The 16,813-nt window shown below is 63.1% G+C and carries 9 protein-coding genes; 2 read left to right on the top strand and 7 right to left on the bottom strand.

Features of this window, described 5'->3' with window-relative positions; all coding sequences use genetic code 11:
* Positions 1-199: 199 nt before the first annotated feature.
* From AB4Y36_RS15735 to AB4Y36_RS15715, 5 genes are all read right to left on the bottom strand, one after another.
* On the bottom strand, positions 200-5,728 hold the full coding sequence (locus AB4Y36_RS15735) for an AAA family ATPase (RefSeq protein WP_368683486.1): 5,529 nt from the start codon (positions 5,726-5,728) through the stop codon (positions 200-202).
* Between the two features lie 269 nt (positions 5,729-5,997).
* Positions 5,998-6,315: a LysR family transcriptional regulator gene (locus AB4Y36_RS15730; RefSeq protein ID WP_368602477.1), complete on the bottom strand. Its 318-nt coding sequence runs from the start codon at positions 6,313-6,315 to the stop codon at positions 5,998-6,000.
* A 64-nt stretch (positions 6,316-6,379) separates the two neighbouring features.
* Positions 6,380-7,903 carry an efflux transporter outer membrane subunit gene (locus AB4Y36_RS15725; RefSeq protein ID WP_368683485.1) on the bottom strand — a complete coding sequence of 508 codons (1,524 nt, stop codon included), beginning with the start codon at positions 7,901-7,903 and terminating at the stop codon, positions 6,380-6,382.
* On the bottom strand, positions 7,900-8,988 hold the full coding sequence (locus tag AB4Y36_RS15720; protein WP_368683484.1) for an HlyD family secretion protein: 1,089 nt from the start codon (positions 8,986-8,988) through the stop codon (positions 7,900-7,902). The genes AB4Y36_RS15725 and AB4Y36_RS15720 overlap by 4 nt, the downstream gene beginning before the upstream one ends.
* A 12-nt stretch (positions 8,989-9,000) precedes the next feature.
* The gene (locus tag AB4Y36_RS15715; protein ID WP_368683483.1) at positions 9,001-10,626 is read right to left on the bottom strand and encodes an MFS transporter; all 1,626 of its coding nucleotides are present in this window, start codon (positions 10,624-10,626) and stop codon (positions 9,001-9,003) included.
* Positions 10,627-11,129: 503 nt separating this feature from the next.
* Here AB4Y36_RS15715 and AB4Y36_RS15710 point away from each other — a divergent pair.
* A complete protein-coding gene (locus AB4Y36_RS15710; protein WP_368683482.1) occupies positions 11,130-12,152 on the top strand; it encodes a LysR family transcriptional regulator in 1,023 nt (340 codons plus the stop codon).
* Here AB4Y36_RS15710 and mug read toward each other — a convergent pair.
* A complete protein-coding gene (mug, locus tag AB4Y36_RS15705) occupies positions 12,138-12,704 on the bottom strand; it encodes a G/U mismatch-specific DNA glycosylase (protein ID WP_368683481.1) in 567 nt (188 codons plus the stop codon). The genes AB4Y36_RS15710 and mug overlap by 15 nt on opposite strands.
* Positions 12,697-13,662: a GlxA family transcriptional regulator gene (locus tag AB4Y36_RS15700; protein WP_342948937.1), complete on the bottom strand. Its 966-nt coding sequence runs from the start codon at positions 13,660-13,662 to the stop codon at positions 12,697-12,699. Before AB4Y36_RS15700 ends, mug begins: the two co-directional genes overlap by 8 nt.
* Before the next feature lie 311 nt (positions 13,663-13,973).
* Between AB4Y36_RS15700 and AB4Y36_RS15695 the strand changes: the two genes are divergently transcribed.
* On the top strand, positions 13,974-16,799 hold the full coding sequence (locus tag AB4Y36_RS15695; protein ID WP_368683480.1) for a 2-oxoglutarate dehydrogenase E1 component: 2,826 nt from the start codon (positions 13,974-13,976) through the stop codon (positions 16,797-16,799).
* Positions 16,800-16,813 lie beyond the last annotated feature (14 nt).

Raw genomic sequence — 16,813 nt, 5'->3', positions numbered from 1 at the left:
GTCGAGTGGCCGGGCATCTCCATGACTCCCCGCCAGGACCGGCAGTCATTGACCGCCGACGAGAACAGTCTACGTTTTACGGCTCCCGGCCGAGGGACTAGCTGCGACGGTTTGGGGACATTCCCGGCGCGTTTCCGGCCATCGCGACAAGGCGGAAATCGCGGCGATCCGAAGGGTCGAATGGTTTCGCGAGGCGGCGCTAAATGCGCGCTGGGGGCGAAGCGTTACCTTGTGCAGGAAGCGTGAAATGGAAGCTGACGCCAACGGGGGCGTTCGGCGTCACCCACAGGCACCCGCCGTGGCTTTGCACGATCGAGCGGCAGATGGGCAGCCCCATGCCGAGACCGTCGGGCTTGGTGGTAAAGAACGCCTCGAATACGCCCTCGAGGTTGCCGGCGGCGAGTCCCGGCCCGGAATCCTGCACGGTGATGCAAAGTTCGTTATCGTCATTCCTGCCGGTTCGGATCACTAACGTGCGCTCGCCGGCTTTCACTTCGCTCATCGCCTCGAGGGCGTTGATCATCAGATTGAGCATGACCTGCTGCAATTGCACCCGGTCGCCCTGCACGCGCGGCAAGCCCTCGGCGAGTTGCACCGTGAGTTCGACCCCGCACTTGCTGGCTTCGCCGCGCACGAGCGCGATCAGTTCCCGAATCATGTCGTTGACGTCGAGCCCATCGGTGCGCAGCGGCTCTTTCTTGAAGTAGGCGCGGGTCCTGTCGACGATGCCGTTGGCGCGGTCGCTATCCGCGACGATGCGGGTCAGCGCGAGACGCACTTCGTCGAAATTCGGCGGGCGCGCCGCGAGCCAGCGCAAGGCTGCACTCGCGTACGCCGCGATGGCGGTGATCGGCTGCTTCACTTCATGCGCGATCGACGCCGACAACTGCCCCATGGTCGCCACGCGGTTCGAATGCGCCAGCACCGTCTGGAGTTCGCGGTAGCGTCGTTCGCTGTCTTGCACTTCCTGTTGCGCGCGCTTCTGGTCGGTCAGGTCGAGTATGAACGCGACGCCCTGCCCCTCGCGGTCGCCAAACGCCGCCGCGCCGACCATGACGGACACGCGGCTGCCGTCCTTGCGTATATATTCCTTCTCGATCGGTTTGGCGCTACCCGTGGCCTGCAATTCGGCCTTCACCTGTTCGTCGCGCTCATGCCATTCCGGCGGCGTCAGGTCGGGCCAGCGAATCTGCCCGGAGCGCAGGTCTGCGGCCGTGTAGCCCACGATGCGCAGAAACGCATCGTTGGCTTCGACGACATTGCCTTCGAAGTCCCAGATGTGGATGCCAATGATATTGGAGTCCACGAGGCGCCGCACCTTTGCTTCGCGTTCCTGAAGATCCGCATACAGGTGGGTATTCTCCAGGGAAATGGCGGCCTGGGACGCGAGCAAATCGAGCAGTGCGGAGCGGCGTGCGGTGAACACGTGCGAGGTCTCGGTGTTCTCCAGATACAGCAGCCCACTGAGTTCGCCCTGCCTGACGAGCGGCAGACAGAACACGGAGCGCGTGGCGCCGCTCGCCAGATACCCGTCTTCGGGAAAGAGACTGGACGTCACGGCATCGTCGATGATGACGCGCTTGCCCGTGTGCATGACGTAGCGCAGTAGCGCGGCTGGGGTGGCCGAGCCGCTGCCTGGTAATCGCCTCACCTCGATCCCGTTGCCGTCGATACGCGCCTCCGCCTCGATGCGGTAGCCGTCCGGCTGCTCGGGCACGATCAGCAGCCCACGGTCGGCGCCTGCGGTTTGCAGCGCGATCGTCATCAGGCGTTCGACCAGCCGCTTCAGTTCGATCTCGCTGGAGAGCGCGTGAGAAGCCTTGAGCAGTGTTGCTGCGTCGAACTCGCGCCAGTCGAAGCTGTGCGTCGACGTCAGCGTGCTCCCTTCCAGGTCGGCGAGGCGCGGGAATTCGCTGTCGAGCTGCATGATCTTGCTTTGCGCGCCCCACGCGTCGAAGCACCGGCGCGCATTGCGCAAATGACCTTCGGCGCTCGTCGCGAGGCCCATACGCAAGTAGAAACGGCCCGCCAGTTCGCTCGCAAGTCCTTCATGCTGCGCAAAGCCGTTCTCGCGGGCAGAGCGAATGGCCTCCTCGTACAGGCGCATGGCGTCGAGCTCGCGCCCCTCCAGACGCGCGAATTCCGCGCTGAGCAACGCATGGCGGTTCTGATAGTTTTCGGGACACTGTCCGGCCCACATTTCAAACTTCTCGAGTGTCTCTGCGAGCATGCGTTTGTACATTTCCTGCTGCTCGGGAGATGACTCGGGAAAAAGGGCCGTCAAGGTGAGCATATGAAAAAAGTGAAAGGTCGGTTCGATCGCCAGCGCCATCACCGAATTCAGCACGGCCTGCGCCTGCTGCACGGCCGCCAGCGCGTCGACGTAGCGGCCGTCGAGAAACGCGAGCATGACCTTGATGATTCGATAGACGCCAATGGCGCAACCAAAATTCGACCTGACGATCGCCTCGAAACAGGCGGTTTCGTCGAAGGTCTCGTCATTCAAATCGAACGGTTTAGTGGTCCTGCCCCGCAGACAGATGACGCATTGCCGTTCGACCCGAACCAGTTCGTAGACGGCGTCGTTGTGGCTCTGCCGCATGAGCGACGCGTACTTCTCGGCGATCGCCTGCACGTCTTCGAGCGCAGCGCCGCTCTCGAGCGACTGCCAGACGGCATTGAACGCCACGTTGCCGGCAAAAACGAAATCGCCCACTTCCATGCACTCGGCGGTCGCCCTTTCCAGCACCGGGAGATTCGCGGCGATGTGGCGGCGCCAGAAATTGACATGGGCGCCATACAGATGAAGCAGCTTTCCATTCAGGTGCCGATTGCCGAACCTCTCGTTGAGCTTCAGTGACATCTCCGAAACCTGAACCGCCGTGGGAATATCGCCGATCAGCGAAACCAGCATGAGCGCGTAATTGCCGAACGCAAAACTCGAGTTATCGGTCATGCCATGCTGCAAGGACAGATTGACCGCCTTGAGCGTGATGAGCGGATAAAACGCGGGCCGCGCGGCAAACGCGCAGTTCATCGCCTGAAGGAGCAGATTGACGATCGCGTGGATCGCGGGGTCCATCGCCACCGGTGCCGCGACGAGTTCGGCGATGGCACGGGCCGCCTGATTGACCTGAACGTCGTGCAGGGCGGCATGGAACGCCGCCTGAATACCCTCTTCGGTCTCGGGAAAGTGGATATCAAAGCCGCGCAGCGCAACGAGCGCGACCGCGAAGCTTTCGTCATATCGTCCGGCAAGCTGGTACAACTCGATGCGTAAGCTGTAGACCCTGGCGCGATCGAGACTGGAGCGGGCTCTCGCGAGCATCATGTCCGCCAGGGCATCTGCTTTCGCAAAGTCGCCCACCAGATATTCGCACTCCGAAAGCGCGAGATAGAGTTCGAACGTGCTCTCGTAGCGTTGCGTCCACGCATCGGGCGACAGCAACGCCACGCCTTGCGCAAGATAGCCGCGTGCGGCCACATAGGCCGTCGACCCCATGGCCCGCCTGCCCGCGACGAGGTTCAAGGCAACCGCCTGCTCGCGCTCCGTTGCGTCCGCGATCAGCGCCGCGCCGCGATTGAGGTGGTTCACGATGTCGAAAATCGCAGCTTCCAGTGCGTCCGGCGGCGTGCGCGACGCCAGTGCCCGCCCGATCCGCAGATGCGCGGCAGCACGGTCGTTGGCGGGAATCAGCGCGTACGCTGCCTCCTGCACGCGATCGTGCGCGAATTCATAGACATTGGCCTCGCGAAAGACGAGCCCCGTTCGCACGGCTTCCCACAGGTCCGCGTGCAGCTTCTCTTCGGAGCCGCCCTGAACCCAGGCCAGCGCGGCGACTTCGGCGACGTTGCCAAGGCACGCCAACTGGCCCAATGCGTCGCGCACCGCGGGCGGCAGCCGGCCCAACCTTCCCGCCATGAGATCGGCGACATTTTCCGTGTAGGCCTTCGCGCGAATGCGCGGCAGTTCCCAGCCCCATTTCGCGGCGCGCGGGTCGAATGCAAGCAGGTTTTCATCGGCGAGCGCGGTTAGAAACTGAATCGTGAAGAACGGATTGCCGCCGCTCTTTTCATGTGCCAGTTCCGCCAGCGGAGCGGCGCTCGCGCGGTCACAGTGCAGCGCATCCGCCACGAGTTGTGTCACGCTGTCCCTCGTGAGCGGCGCAAGCTCGATTTGCTGCACTTTGCCTTCGGCGCGGGCAATCGACTCCAGCGTGCGCGCGAACGGGTGCGAAGCGTCGACCTCGTTGTCCCGATAGGCGCCCACGAGCAGCACGTGCCGCACGTCCGGATGCGTGGCGAGATGCGCGAGCAGGTCGAGCGTCGCCGTATCCACCCATTGCAGATCGTCGATAAACAAGGCGAGCGGATGCTCCGGCCGCGCAAATACACCGAGAAAGCGTCGAAATACGATCTGAAAGCGGTTTTGCGCGTCTTGCGGCGGCAGCGTCGGCGCAGCCGGCTGTTCGCCGATGATGAGCGCAAGTTCAGGAATCAGATTCACGATCAGCTGACCGTTAGGCCCGAGTGCTTCCATCAGTGCGCGACGCCACGGCACGACCTCGGCTTCCCGCTTGCTCAGCAGGTTGCGCACCAGTGTCTGGAAGGCTTGCGCGAATGGCACATACGGAATGCCGCGCCGGTACTGGTCGAACTTGCCGGATGCGAAGAGACCACGCGGCGGGACGAGCACCCTGTGCAGCTCGTTCACGACCGACGACTTGCCGATGCCCGGATAGCCCGAGATAAGCACCAGTTCGACCGAGCCGCTGCCCACCACGCGATCGAACGCGCTGGTCAGCGCTTCGATTTGCGGCTCGCGCCCGTACAGCTTTTCGGAAATCAGCAACTGGTCGGACGCGTCGTGCTCCCCCAGTGGGAATGGATCGATGCGATGGTGCGCTTCCCATGCCGTGAGGCAAGAACGCAGATCGGCCTCGAGTCCCGCCGCGGTCTGATAGCGGTCCTCGGCGGCCTTCGCGAGCAGCTTGAGCACGATGCCCTCGAGCGCCTGTGGAATTGCGTCGCGGCGCGCCCGGGGCGGCGTGGGCTTGCGCGCGATATGGCAGTGAATCCACTCCATCGCATCCGAGGCCTTGAACGGCAGCGCCCCGGTGAGCATCTCGTACAGCGTGACGCCGAACGAATAGAGATCGCTGCGCGTGTCGATCGAACGATTCATGCGACCGGTCTGCTCAGGCGCCATATAGGCAAAGCTTCCGGCGACGATCTCGGGCGGTGCAGGCGGCTGATGTTCATGCGCCAGTTGCGAAGCAATACCGAAGCCGGTGAGGCGCACGTTGCCGCCACTGTCCACGAGCACATTCGCTGGCTTGATGTCTTTGTGAACGAGGCCGCATCGATGCACGTGGCCGACCACCTTCGCGAGATTGACCGCAATGCGCAACAGCCGTGCGAGTTCGAACGGGCCAGCAAGCGAGCGATCGAGTGGTTCTCCGCCGTCGTCGTCGAGGACGAGCATGGGCGGCTCCCTGTGCCGGTAGAACGCAAGCGGCCGCGCTGCCCAGCTGGAATCGAGCAGCTCGGCGAGGGCGTATTCGCGCTCGAGCCGCTTCACGCCCACCGGGTCCGCCCGTCTGGCGACCAGCGTGAGCACCGAGCCGGGATGGCTGCGTTTGCGGGCGCGATACAGTGAAAAATCGCTGTCATCGCGCAGCGGCACCAGCTCATATCCAGCGAGATCCACGACGGACGCTCCTGTCATGATGCGATCTTCATCCGGAAATGATTTTGCACGCGCGCCATGGCGAGCGCCGCGGAATCATTGATTGTCCTGAACAATGATGAGCGGATGCACCTAACCTTCGATGCATCGACGTAAGGCAACATAGGAATCAACAGCCGGCCAGATAGCTGAAGAGATAGTCGGCGAACACCTTGATTCTCAAAGGCGTGCGAGGCCGGTTGCGGTAGCAGACGAAATAGCCTACACCCATTCGGCAGTCCGGCCCGAATCTGCGTTTCTCTGCAAGATCAGCCTGTGCCGCAGCAGATCGTCGATGGCAAGCGGCGCGCCGTGTTGCGCAAGACAGGCCAGCGCGGCGCAGACCACGAGCCCCGACTCGCAAAGACGGCGCGCCACGAAGCACCAGCAAGCGTACATTCAACTGGGGACTCAAGCCGCGCGATGCTCTTGCTCAACGAAGGCGAGGAAACACCCAGCTGGCGTGAAGCCTCGGCAAGACTGCCCGTGAGCGCGACGTTGATGAAGCCGATCACGCTGGAAAAGTTGCGCGCAATCCCCGGCCGGCGTCGTGCTGTCGATTCCCATACGTCGTCGTGTCCGGACATACGAATCATTGTTATCGTTAAACGGCGCGCGTCCCGAATGACAAGCGCGCATCCGGGCTATGGCTTACCCACCATAAGTCGACTCCCATCCCCCTCCCAGCGCTTTACAAAGCGTAATGAGATTCGTGGCCGCCGTGGCTCTGCTTTGTTCGAGATTGCTTTGTGCTTCGAGCAGTTGCTTCTGCACGTTCAAGACGTCGAGATAGTCGAGCGCCCCGGCCTTGTACCGCTCCCGCGCGACCGAGAGCGCGCGCTCGTTCATCGTCACGGCCTGGGCCAGCCGGTCGCGGCGGCGCTGTTCGGCGTCGTAGGTGACGAGCGCGTCGTCCACCTCCTGCCACGCGCGCAGCACCGTCGCCTTGTAGGCAATCGCCGCCTCCTGCTGTTGCGCCTCGCGCAACTGGAGCGTTCCTTTCAGGCGACCGCCTTCGAAGATAGGAAACGTAATGGAAGGGCCAACGACGAACTGCCCTGACGCCCAACTGGCCAGACTCGAAAGCTGAAGACTCTGAAAGCCCGCACTGCCATTGAGCATGATGCGCGGATAAAAATCGGCCTTCGCCACGCCAATCGACGCCGTCGCCGCGTGCAGTTCGGCTTCCGCCTTGCGGATATCCGGACGGCGCTGCACGAGTTCGGAAGGAAAGCCGATCGGCACCTGCGCCGGCAGTACGGGCACCTCCTGCGTTGCGGCGAGCGTCTGACGCAGCGCGCCCGGTTCCTCGCCGAGCAGCAGGCCGATGGCATTGATCGTCGTTTCGGAGTGCGATTCGAGCGTGGGAATCAGGCTTTCGATATTCTCCACCTGCGCCGAAGCGTTCGAGACATCGAGGTCCGTGGTCACGCCTTCATGCGCGCGTACCTGCGTGAGCTTCAGCGCGTCGTTGGCGATGTCCAGGTTTTGATGCGCGATCTGCAGGAGTTCCTGCGTGTCGCGCAGTTCGATATAGTCTCGCGCAAGCTCCGCACGCGCGCTCAGCAAGACCGAGTTCCGGTCCTCATAAGAGGCCTCCGAAAGCGCCGTCGCCGCTTCCACGCTGCGTCGCACACGCCCCCATATGTCGACTTCCCATGAAGCGTCGAAGCCGACCTGATACAGGTTATAGGCGGGCGAACCCTTCGAGCCCGGCATGGCCGCCACGCCGAGCGGCGCGCTGCCCGAGGCCGACTGCGGCTGACTCTGCGTCGGCGTCACGCCAAGCAGCGAGAGGATGCCGTTTTCACTGCCGCGTTCGCGGTTATACGATGCGGCGCCGTCCAGCGTCGGATATTCGGCTGCGCCCGCTACGCGGCGCTCGGCGCGGCTTTGCAGCAGGCGCGCGGAGGCAGCTGCCACGTCCAGGTTCGCATCGGCGAGTTGCTTTTCCAGACCGTTCAGCACCGGATCGTTGAACAGCGTCCACCATTCCGGACCGAACTGGCCTTCCACGGCTTTGCTCGGCGCCTGCGCCGTCTGCGTGCGGTTGAAGACCTCAGGCGTTGGCGACTTTGACGGTTCGAAGTTGGGACCGACGGTGCAAGCCGCCATTGCGAGACACGCGAGAACCGGGAGAAGGATTGCGCGAACAGAATATTGACTCGTGTTCATTTTCTTTCCGCTCCCTCAGCCGTCGCTTCTGCACCCCGGCCAACGGCCACTTCGGCTTCCACCGAGAGCCCAACGCTCAATGCCGCCGCAGCAGGCTGCCCGCGATCGATCGTGATCTTGACGGGCACGCGCTGCACCACCTTCGTGAAGTTGCCCGTGGCGTTGTCGGGTGCGATCGGCGCGAAGCTCACGCCGGTCGCCGGCGCCAGGCTGTCGATGCGGCCATGGATCACGACGCCGGGAACGCTGTCGACCGTCACGCGCACGCTTTCGCCGGGCCGCATATTGGTGATCTGGCTCTCCTGGAAGTTGGCGACGACATACGCATCCGAAAGCGGCACGATTGCGAGCACGGGGGCGCCGGGCGTCACGAAGGCGCCGACCCGCGCCGAGCGGCGCCCCACCTTGCCGTCGACGGGGGCGCGAATTTCCGTATAGGAGAGGTTGAGCTTCGCCTGTTCGAGCACCGCTTCGGCGTGTTGAAGCGCGCCAGCGGCCTTGTCGCGTTCGGTGCGCAGGACGTCCAGATTCTGCTGGGTGGCCGTCAGCACCGCCTGGTCGTGCGACTGCTGCGCAAGCTGCTGGGCGAGCGTGCTCGAAGCCTGTTGCTGCTCCTGCGCGGTCCCTGCCCCCGCCGTCGAAAGATTCTGGTAGCGCGCCGCGTTGGCCCGCGCGAAGCCGATCGACGCGTCGTCGGAGCGCAGCGTGGCACGCGCCTGATCGACGAGCGAGGGCTGGCGCGCGATCTGCGCGTCGAAGTTCGCCACCGACGCCTTCGCGCCCGCCACCTCGGCCTCGGCGCTCATCAACGCGGCGTGATAGTCGCGGTCGTCGATGCGCACCAGCAGCTGCCCCGCCTCCACGTCCTCGTTATCGTTCACCAGTACGTCCATGATTTGCCCCGCGACTCGCGGCGCGACGAGCGTGAAATCCGCGGTGACGTAGGCGTCGTTCGTGGATTCCGAACTGGAGTGAGACAGGAGCTTCGCGCCGGCCCAGCCAGCGACGCCGACAACGGCGACGACTGCTGCAATACGAAGCCATTTCAACCTGGACGGTGCGGGGGTGGGTTGAGTCGATGACATGGAAAGCGGACCTCATTTCGAAGCGGGCGGCGTCGTGCTCCACGGCGGATAAATCCGCACCGGCAGCACTGGAACAAGAAGAAGCAAAACGAGCGCAACACACGCCATCACCCGGTAGAGATCGGCGGAAGTCAGCACGACGGCCTGCTCGTGAATACGGTGCGCGAGTTGCCCCAGCGCGTAGGGGGTGTCGAGACCCGGGCTTGCCACCAGCGCGCGGTTGCCGAGCTGGTCGACGAGCATGCTCGAATGGAAATGTTCCCGTGCAGTGCCTACCCCCTCGATCAGTCCCGTCGCGATGGCGGCGGCGAACGTCTTGACCGTATTGAACATGGCCGAAGCGAACGGACCCTCCGTGGGGGGCAGCCCCGTCGTGACGCCCATGAGGATCGACATGATCACCATGGGCTGCGCGATGACCTGCAGCGCCTGCAGCACATAGAAGTTGTCGCGAATCCACTCTGACGTCATGAAGCTGCCGAGTGCGCACGTCGTGGACATCAGCGACAGACCGATTGCGATCACCCAGCGGTGATCCGCGCGCTGCGTGTTCAATAACGCCGCCGTCAAGGGAAGCGTAATCAGCAGCGGAATGGCGAGCAGCAGCGAGAGCGGCGCCGTCTGCAGCGGCCGGTACGCATGAACCTTGGCGAGAAACTGCCCGGGTATAGCGGCGACGCCCACCAGCAGGATCACGGTGCCGACCAAGGTCGAGAGCCCGTGCGTGAAATTCCTGCGCTCGAGTAACTGGAGCTTGAAAAAAGGCACGGGCTGAAACCACTCGTTGACGAGGAAGACCGCGAGCAGCAGAGCGCCGCCGCCCAACATCACGCGGATAAAGTCCGATTCGAACCAGTCGAGCCGGTCGCCTTGCAAAAGCCCCGTCACGAGCATGGCAAACGCGGGGAAGCCCGTAATCAACCCGATCCAGTTGAAGGTACGAAAGCGCTCGAGCTTGACCGGATCGGCGGGCAGCCCCTGCTGTATCGCGATACAGCACAGCACGCCGAGCGGAATGATTTGCCAGAACGCCATGCGCCAGCTCACGAACTCCGTCCACAACGCGGCGAGCGGTGTGCCGAGCGCCGGCCCGAAGGTCGCCGTGAGCGCATAACCAGCGAGACCGTACAGCTTGAATTTTGGCGGCAGATAACGCAGCGCCACGATGATCAGCATGGGGGGCAGACAGCCGCCCGCGATTCCCTGGAAGATACGCAAGACGTAAAGCGTCGCCAGATTCGGCGCGAACGGGCACAACAATCCGAAGAACATCGTGGCGAGCACGGCGCCGATCGTGAAGCGTTTGAGCGTAAAAGTGATGCCGAACCAGGGGGCGAATACCATCGTCGCGACATTGGCGGCTTCGAAGAGCGAGGTGAGCCACGTCCCGTCGTCATGCCCGATCAGGAACGCGCCCTGGATATCGGCCATCGCCGCAGCGGTCACCTGTTCGTTGAGGATGGCCAGCAACGAAGCGAACAACATGCCGAGCAGGCCCACCACGATGCGCCCCGTGAACGCCACCTGCGCGGGGGCGGGCTGCGCCGGCGCCGCGGCTTCGCGCACAGCGCGTGGTTCCAGCGCCTGTAGGGCCGTTGCCGCATCCGTTCCAGTCGTCAAAGGGTTCGCAGTTGTCATGGCGATCAGCAACTTCCCGGATTTCGTTAGCTGTACTGTTTGATGTGGCTAGTTCACTGTGAGGCTATTCAGCGTCCTGCATCCTCACGCCAGGCGATGACCACACCTCCGGTTTCGCCGCGCATTGTTGCTGTTCACTGACGGCTTTATTGTCAGAGATGAACCCAATTTCTTAAAGTCTCGCCTGGTCTGATTTTGGGCCATCTAGTACGAGAATTTTGCCAGGCTGTCCGGTCGTGATCTGCCCGGCGCGTATGCGCTGCGTCAACGCAAACCTGTCTGATTACGCGCGGGTCATTTCTGCACGCTTTTGGGCCAATTGCGGTCGTACGGCGATACCAGACGGCACACGATGCTTAGAATCGCGGCGTAGGCATTCAGGCCGCGCGTTGATCGCGATAGACACGATTTACGAAGGTTTGAAAACGAACCGGCAACGTTAGGTGTCAAACGGCTATTACTTTTGTTCTCCGTTTGCAAGAGACTCAGATTGGGAAGTCAAGATGGACAGATTACGTGAGATGGAGGTGTTTGTAGCCATCGTCGAACGCGGCAGCTTCAGCGCCGCATCCGATAAATTCGGCTTATCGCGCGCGGCGGTCTCGCGGGCGGTCAACTCGCTCGAAACGCGCCTGGGCGCCCAGCTGCTCGCGCGTACGACACGCTCGGTCCGGCCCACGGACGCGGGTGTCGCTTACGTTGAAGCCTGCCGCAAGCTGCTGGATGGCATCAGCGATGCTGAGTCGCATATCGCCACGGATCTCGCCAACCCGGTGGGCACGCTCACGATTACAGCCCCGGTGCAACTCGGCCAGCGCTTCATCGCGCCGCTCGTCAACGCCTACACGCTGCGCTATCCCGACGTCAGCGTGAACGCTGTTTACCTCGATCGTCCCACGCGCCTGCTCGAAGAAGGCGTGGATATCGCCATACGGATTGGTCATCTCGAAGACTCGTCGACATTCGCGGTGCGCCTGGGGTCCGTGCGGCGGCAGACCTTTGCGTCCCCCGCTTATCTCGCCGCGCATGGAGAGCCCATGCATCCGCGAGACCTGGTCGGCCACCATTGCGTTTCCTTTACCGGCGTCTCCCAACCGCTCGAGTGGACGTTTTACGAAAATAACGCAAAGATTCCTGTGCGGCTGCAGCCGCGCCTGATCGTGAATCTGGCGCCCGCCGCCATTTCGGCCGCGGAAGACGGCGTGGGTATCACGCAGTTGCTGTCTTATCAGGCCGCAAGCGAAGTCGCTTCTGGAAATCTGGTGCCGATTTTGCGGGCCTATGAGCCCGAATCGACGCCGGTCAGCCTGCTTCATGTCGAACGGCGCGGGACGAGTGGAAAGATCCGCTCCTTCGTGGAGTTCGTCACCGAAACGCTGCGCAACAACACGTATCTTCAATGTGCGAGCGGATTGACGAGCGAAGGCGAATGCGTTCCATGTCAAGGCAATCGCGAACTCGCCACGAGGCATTCCGAAGCGCATGCCCCATATCTACAACCGCTTGTTCATTCACTCGGCAACTGATGACAATTGAGCCGCAATACGCAGTTCGCGGTACGCGCCCACGAGCGCGTCGAGGCTGAATGCGCGATTCAAGCCGCTCGGGTTCGGCAGAACCCACACGCGCGCGCCGCCGAAGCTACCGGATTGCAACCCCCACTCGATATCCCGCTTGCCCGACATTTCGGCGAGCGCCATCTTGCCAAGAAAGGCGATAAACCGTGGCGCGTAATGTTGAACCTTCAGCTCGAATTGCGCCGCGGCAGCTTGAATCTCCGCTCTCGACAATTCGTCCGCGCGTGCCGTCGCGCGCGAGACTGCCGTAGTCAGACCAAAGCCATGCTGCAGTAGCTCACGGTCGTTCTCGGGGCGAAACTCTCCCGGCGTAAAGCCGGCGCGATGGAGCACTCGCCAGAACCGGTTCCCTCTGCCATCGAAGTGATGCCCCGTCGCCACCGCACGCATGCCCGGATTGATCCCGCAAAACAATATCGACAAACCAGGCTCGATGATATCGGGAAGGAATGGCGCGGAATCGGCGTTCGCCAGCTCCGCCAGGGAATCATCGCTATGCACTCGCCTCCCCGCGGAATCGCAGGCGATATTGCTTTGGCGTGACGTTCAGGCGCCGCGAGAACGTCGTGCGCATATGCGTGGCGCTATGAAAGCCGCATTTGAATGCGACCGTCTTGAGCGGCGCATCCGTATCTTCCAGAAGCTTTCTCGCCGTGTCGACGCGAACCTGCTCGACGAATACGGAGGGCGTGACCTTGGCATTTTTGGCGAAGATGCGCGACAAAGTGCGCCGGCTCACGGCAGCCGCACTCGCCAGCGCCTCGATCGAAAGCGTATCGGTGATATGTTCGCTCACGTAGCGATACACCTTGCTGAGTATGGGGTCCTCGTCCTTGCCGGCGCCGATATACGGGCTGTACTGAGATTGACCGCCTTCGCGCTGGATATACACCACCAGCCGCTTCGCCACCCGCACCGCCAGTTCGTGTCCCCAGTCTTCCGCCACCAGCGCGAGGCACAGATCGATGCCCGCGGTCACGCCCGCCGACGTGAACAGCCGCCCGTCGCGCACGAAAATGCGGTCCGGCTGCACGTTGGCGTGCGGGAATTCGTTGGACAGGCGCCCGGCATCCGACCAGTGGGTCGTCACTTCCTTGCCGTCGAGCAGCCCCGCATGCGCCAGCACGAATGCGCCGTTGCACACCGAACCGAAGCGGCTCGCGCTGCGCGCCTGACCTTGCAGCCAGGCCAGAAACTCATTCGACGGATGCACGTCGGGCAACTGAGGGCCGCCGGCCACGAGCAGCAGGTCCCATTGCGTGTCGCTGTCCGCATAGCCGCGCGAGACCGCCAGTTGCATGCCGTTCGAACAGGTTACGGCGCCCGCCTCGCGCCCGACGAGCGTCACCTCGTAGCGCTGATGCTCGGAAAGGAATGTGTTCGCCTCGGCGAATACATCGAGTGGGCCTGCAACATCCAGCGCCTGCACACCATCGAATACAACAATGGCGACTTTCATGCCGTGACCTTCAGAGGTGGTGTCCCAACCAGGACCGTGGCGCAGCTTAACGCATCGTCGTTAGTGCATGCAGTCTGCCCCCGGAAAAAGTATTTTGCGCCGGTGTAACAAATCGGCAGTGTGGCCCAAAACGTCCACTAGTTGGCAGGCGGCGGCACCACGCGCGTATTTCGCCCGTTGCCCCGCATAACTAGACTGTGTTCACGACTGCGGCTGGGCAAACAACCCGGGCGGACCGGAAGGCGTTGTCGCCATCACTCCCCGTGTTGCGCCCGACATTGGACCGCACACCGACCAAAGGCAGATTGATCATGTTGAAAGAACGTCAGAGCTCTTTCCTCTTCGGGGGCAACGCCCCTTACGTCGAAGAGCAATATGAAACTTACCTGGCCGACCCGGATGCGGTCACCGGTGAATGGCGGGCGTGGTTCGATGCACTGCGCGAAACGCCCGCTATCGACGGCAGCGATCGCGACGACGAACCGCACGCCCCCGTCATTTCCAGCTTTGTCGAGCTTGCGAAGCGGCCGCCGCGCGCGATCGCTCATGCCGACACCACCCTCGCGAATGACGCCGGCCTCGGCCTCGCACGCAAGCAGGTCGCGGTACAGTCGCTGATCGCCGCGTTCCGCATGATCGGCACGCGCACGGCCGATCTCGATCCGCTGATGTGGACGCCGCCACGCGCCTACGCCGAGTTGACCCCGGCTTACTACGGCCTGACGGCCGCGGACATGGCGACGATCTTCAGCACTGCCGACACGTTCCTGTTCGACGACGACGCCACGCTGAAGGAACTCGTCGCGGCGCTGAAGCAAACCTACACGGGCACGCTCGGCGCCGAGTTCATGCATCTGACCGACGCGGAGCAGCGGCGCTGGTGGCAGATGCAACTCGAATCCACGCGAGCGAGACCGTCGCTGCAGGCCCCGGAAAGGCGTCGACTGCTGGAACGACTGAGCGCGGCGGAAGGCCTCGAGAAATACCTGCACGCACGCTACGTCGGACAAACGCGCTTCTCGCTCGAGGGCGCGGAGTCGCTGATTCCGATGCTCGACGAAGTCGTCCGCTACGGCGCTTCGAAAAAGCTGCGCGCGGTGGTGATGGGCATGGCGCACCGCGGACGCCTGAATGTTCTGGTGAATATCGTCGGCAAGCCGTTGCGCGCGCTGTTCGACGAGTTCGATGGCAAGGATCCCGAACGACTTACCGCGGGCGACGTGAAGTATCACAAGGGCTTTACGAGTACGGTCGATACGCCTGACGGGCCGGTCGAAGTGATGCTCGCGTTCAATCCGTCGCATCTGGAAATCGTCAACCCGGTCGTGCAAGGCATGGCGCGCGCCAAGGGCGAGCTCCTCGGTAGCGCCGACGGCGTGGAGGTTCTGCCGGTCGAGATTCACGGCGACGCGGCGATGTCCGGCCAGGGTGTCGTGATGGAAACCTTGAGCCTCACTTATACGCGCGGCCACGGCACGGGCGGCACGGTTCATATCGTCGTCAACAATCAGATCGGCTTCACGACCTCCGATCCGCGCGACACGCGTTCGTCGTTCTACACCACGGACGTCGCGAAGATGATCGAGGCGCCTATCCTGCACGTGAACGGCGACGACCCCGAAGCCGTCGCGATGGCGGTGCGCCTTGCCCTCGACTATCGCACCGCGTTCAAGCGCAGCGTGGTCATCGATCTCGTGTGCTTCCGCAAATTCGGGCACCAGGAACAGGACACGCCGGGCATCACCCAGCCGCTAATGTATCGCGCGATCGCAAGTCATCCCGGCGTGAGAACGCGCTACGCACAGAAGCTGGTTCAACAAGGCGTCTTGACAGCCGAAGAAGCGGATGGCTATGTCAGCGAGCGGCGTGAACTGCTCAAGCGGGCGAACGAAACCGACAGCTCAGAGGCCGCCTCGTCACGGGAGGAAGCGCCCAGTCCGATCTCCTGGTCCGCCCCGTCGACGAAAGCGCTGCGCAGTCTCGCGCAGCAGATTTCGACCGTTCCTGAGGGGCTCGCGCTGCACCCGCTCGTCAAGAAGATGATCACCGGACGTCAGGAAATGGCCTCGGGAAAACGGCCGCTCGACTGGGGCATGGGCGAGCATCTGGCATTCGCCTCGCTGCTTGGCGATGGGATCAGCGTTCGACTGAGCGGGCAGGATAGCGCGCGCGGGACGTTCAATCATCGTCACGCCGTGCTGCACGATCAAACGCGCATGAACCGGCCGGATGGCGTTTATATTCCGCTCGATCATCTCGCTGATGCGAGTGGCAACGCAGCTGGCCGCTTCAGCGTGACGAACTCCATCCTCTCCGAAGCGGCAGTGCTCGCGTTCGAATACGGCTACACGACGGTGAACCGCGATGCGCTGGTGATCTGGGAAGCGCAATTCGGTGATTTCGCAAACGGCGCGCAGGTGGTAATCGACCAGTTCATCGCAGCGGCCGCCGCCAAGTGGGGGCAACGCAGCGGCCTGACGCTCTTCCTTCCTCACGGGCAGGAAGGCGCGGGCCCCGAGCATGCATCGGCGAGGCTCGAACGCTATCTGCAGCTGAGCGCGCAGGACAACATGCGCGTCGCGCAGCCGACCACGCCCGCGCAGCTGTTCCATTTGCTGCGCAGGCAGGCACTCGCCGCCGATCGTCGCCCGCTTGTCGTCATGACACCCAAGTCGCTGTTGCGGCACCCTGAAGCGGTCAGCACGTTCGAAGCGTTGAGCGAGGGCGAATTCCGCGAAGTTCTGCCGGATACGCAGGTCGGCGCGTCGCGGGCATCCAGCGTCGAGCGCGTCATCGTGGCCACGGGCAAGGTGTACTACGAATTGCTCGAGCATCGCCGGGCGGACGCGACCGACACGCCGATCATCCGCGTCGAACAGCTGTATCCGTTTCCCGCAGAACAGTTGGCCGCCGAACTCGCGCGCTACCCCAACCTGAAAACTGTGGTCTGGTGTCAGGAAGAGTCGCGCAACCAGGGCGCATGGAGTTTCATTGAGCCGCAGTTGCGCGGGCTCCTGCCAACGGGTGCGAAGCTCGCCTACGCCGGTCCTGATGCCGGTGCATCGACCGCGCCGGGCTACCATTCGGCGCACGTTGCGCGGCAATCCGCGCTGGTCGAGCAGGCGTTCACGGGGTAACGGCGCATGCGTGT

Source organism: Paraburkholderia sp. BR10936, from assembly GCF_040965735.1.
GTDB classification, from domain to species: Bacteria; Pseudomonadota; Gammaproteobacteria; order Burkholderiales; family Burkholderiaceae; genus Paraburkholderia; species Paraburkholderia nodosa_A.
Note: the sequence above shows the minus strand (reverse complement) of the source record. Positions and strands in the feature narration are given on the sequence as shown.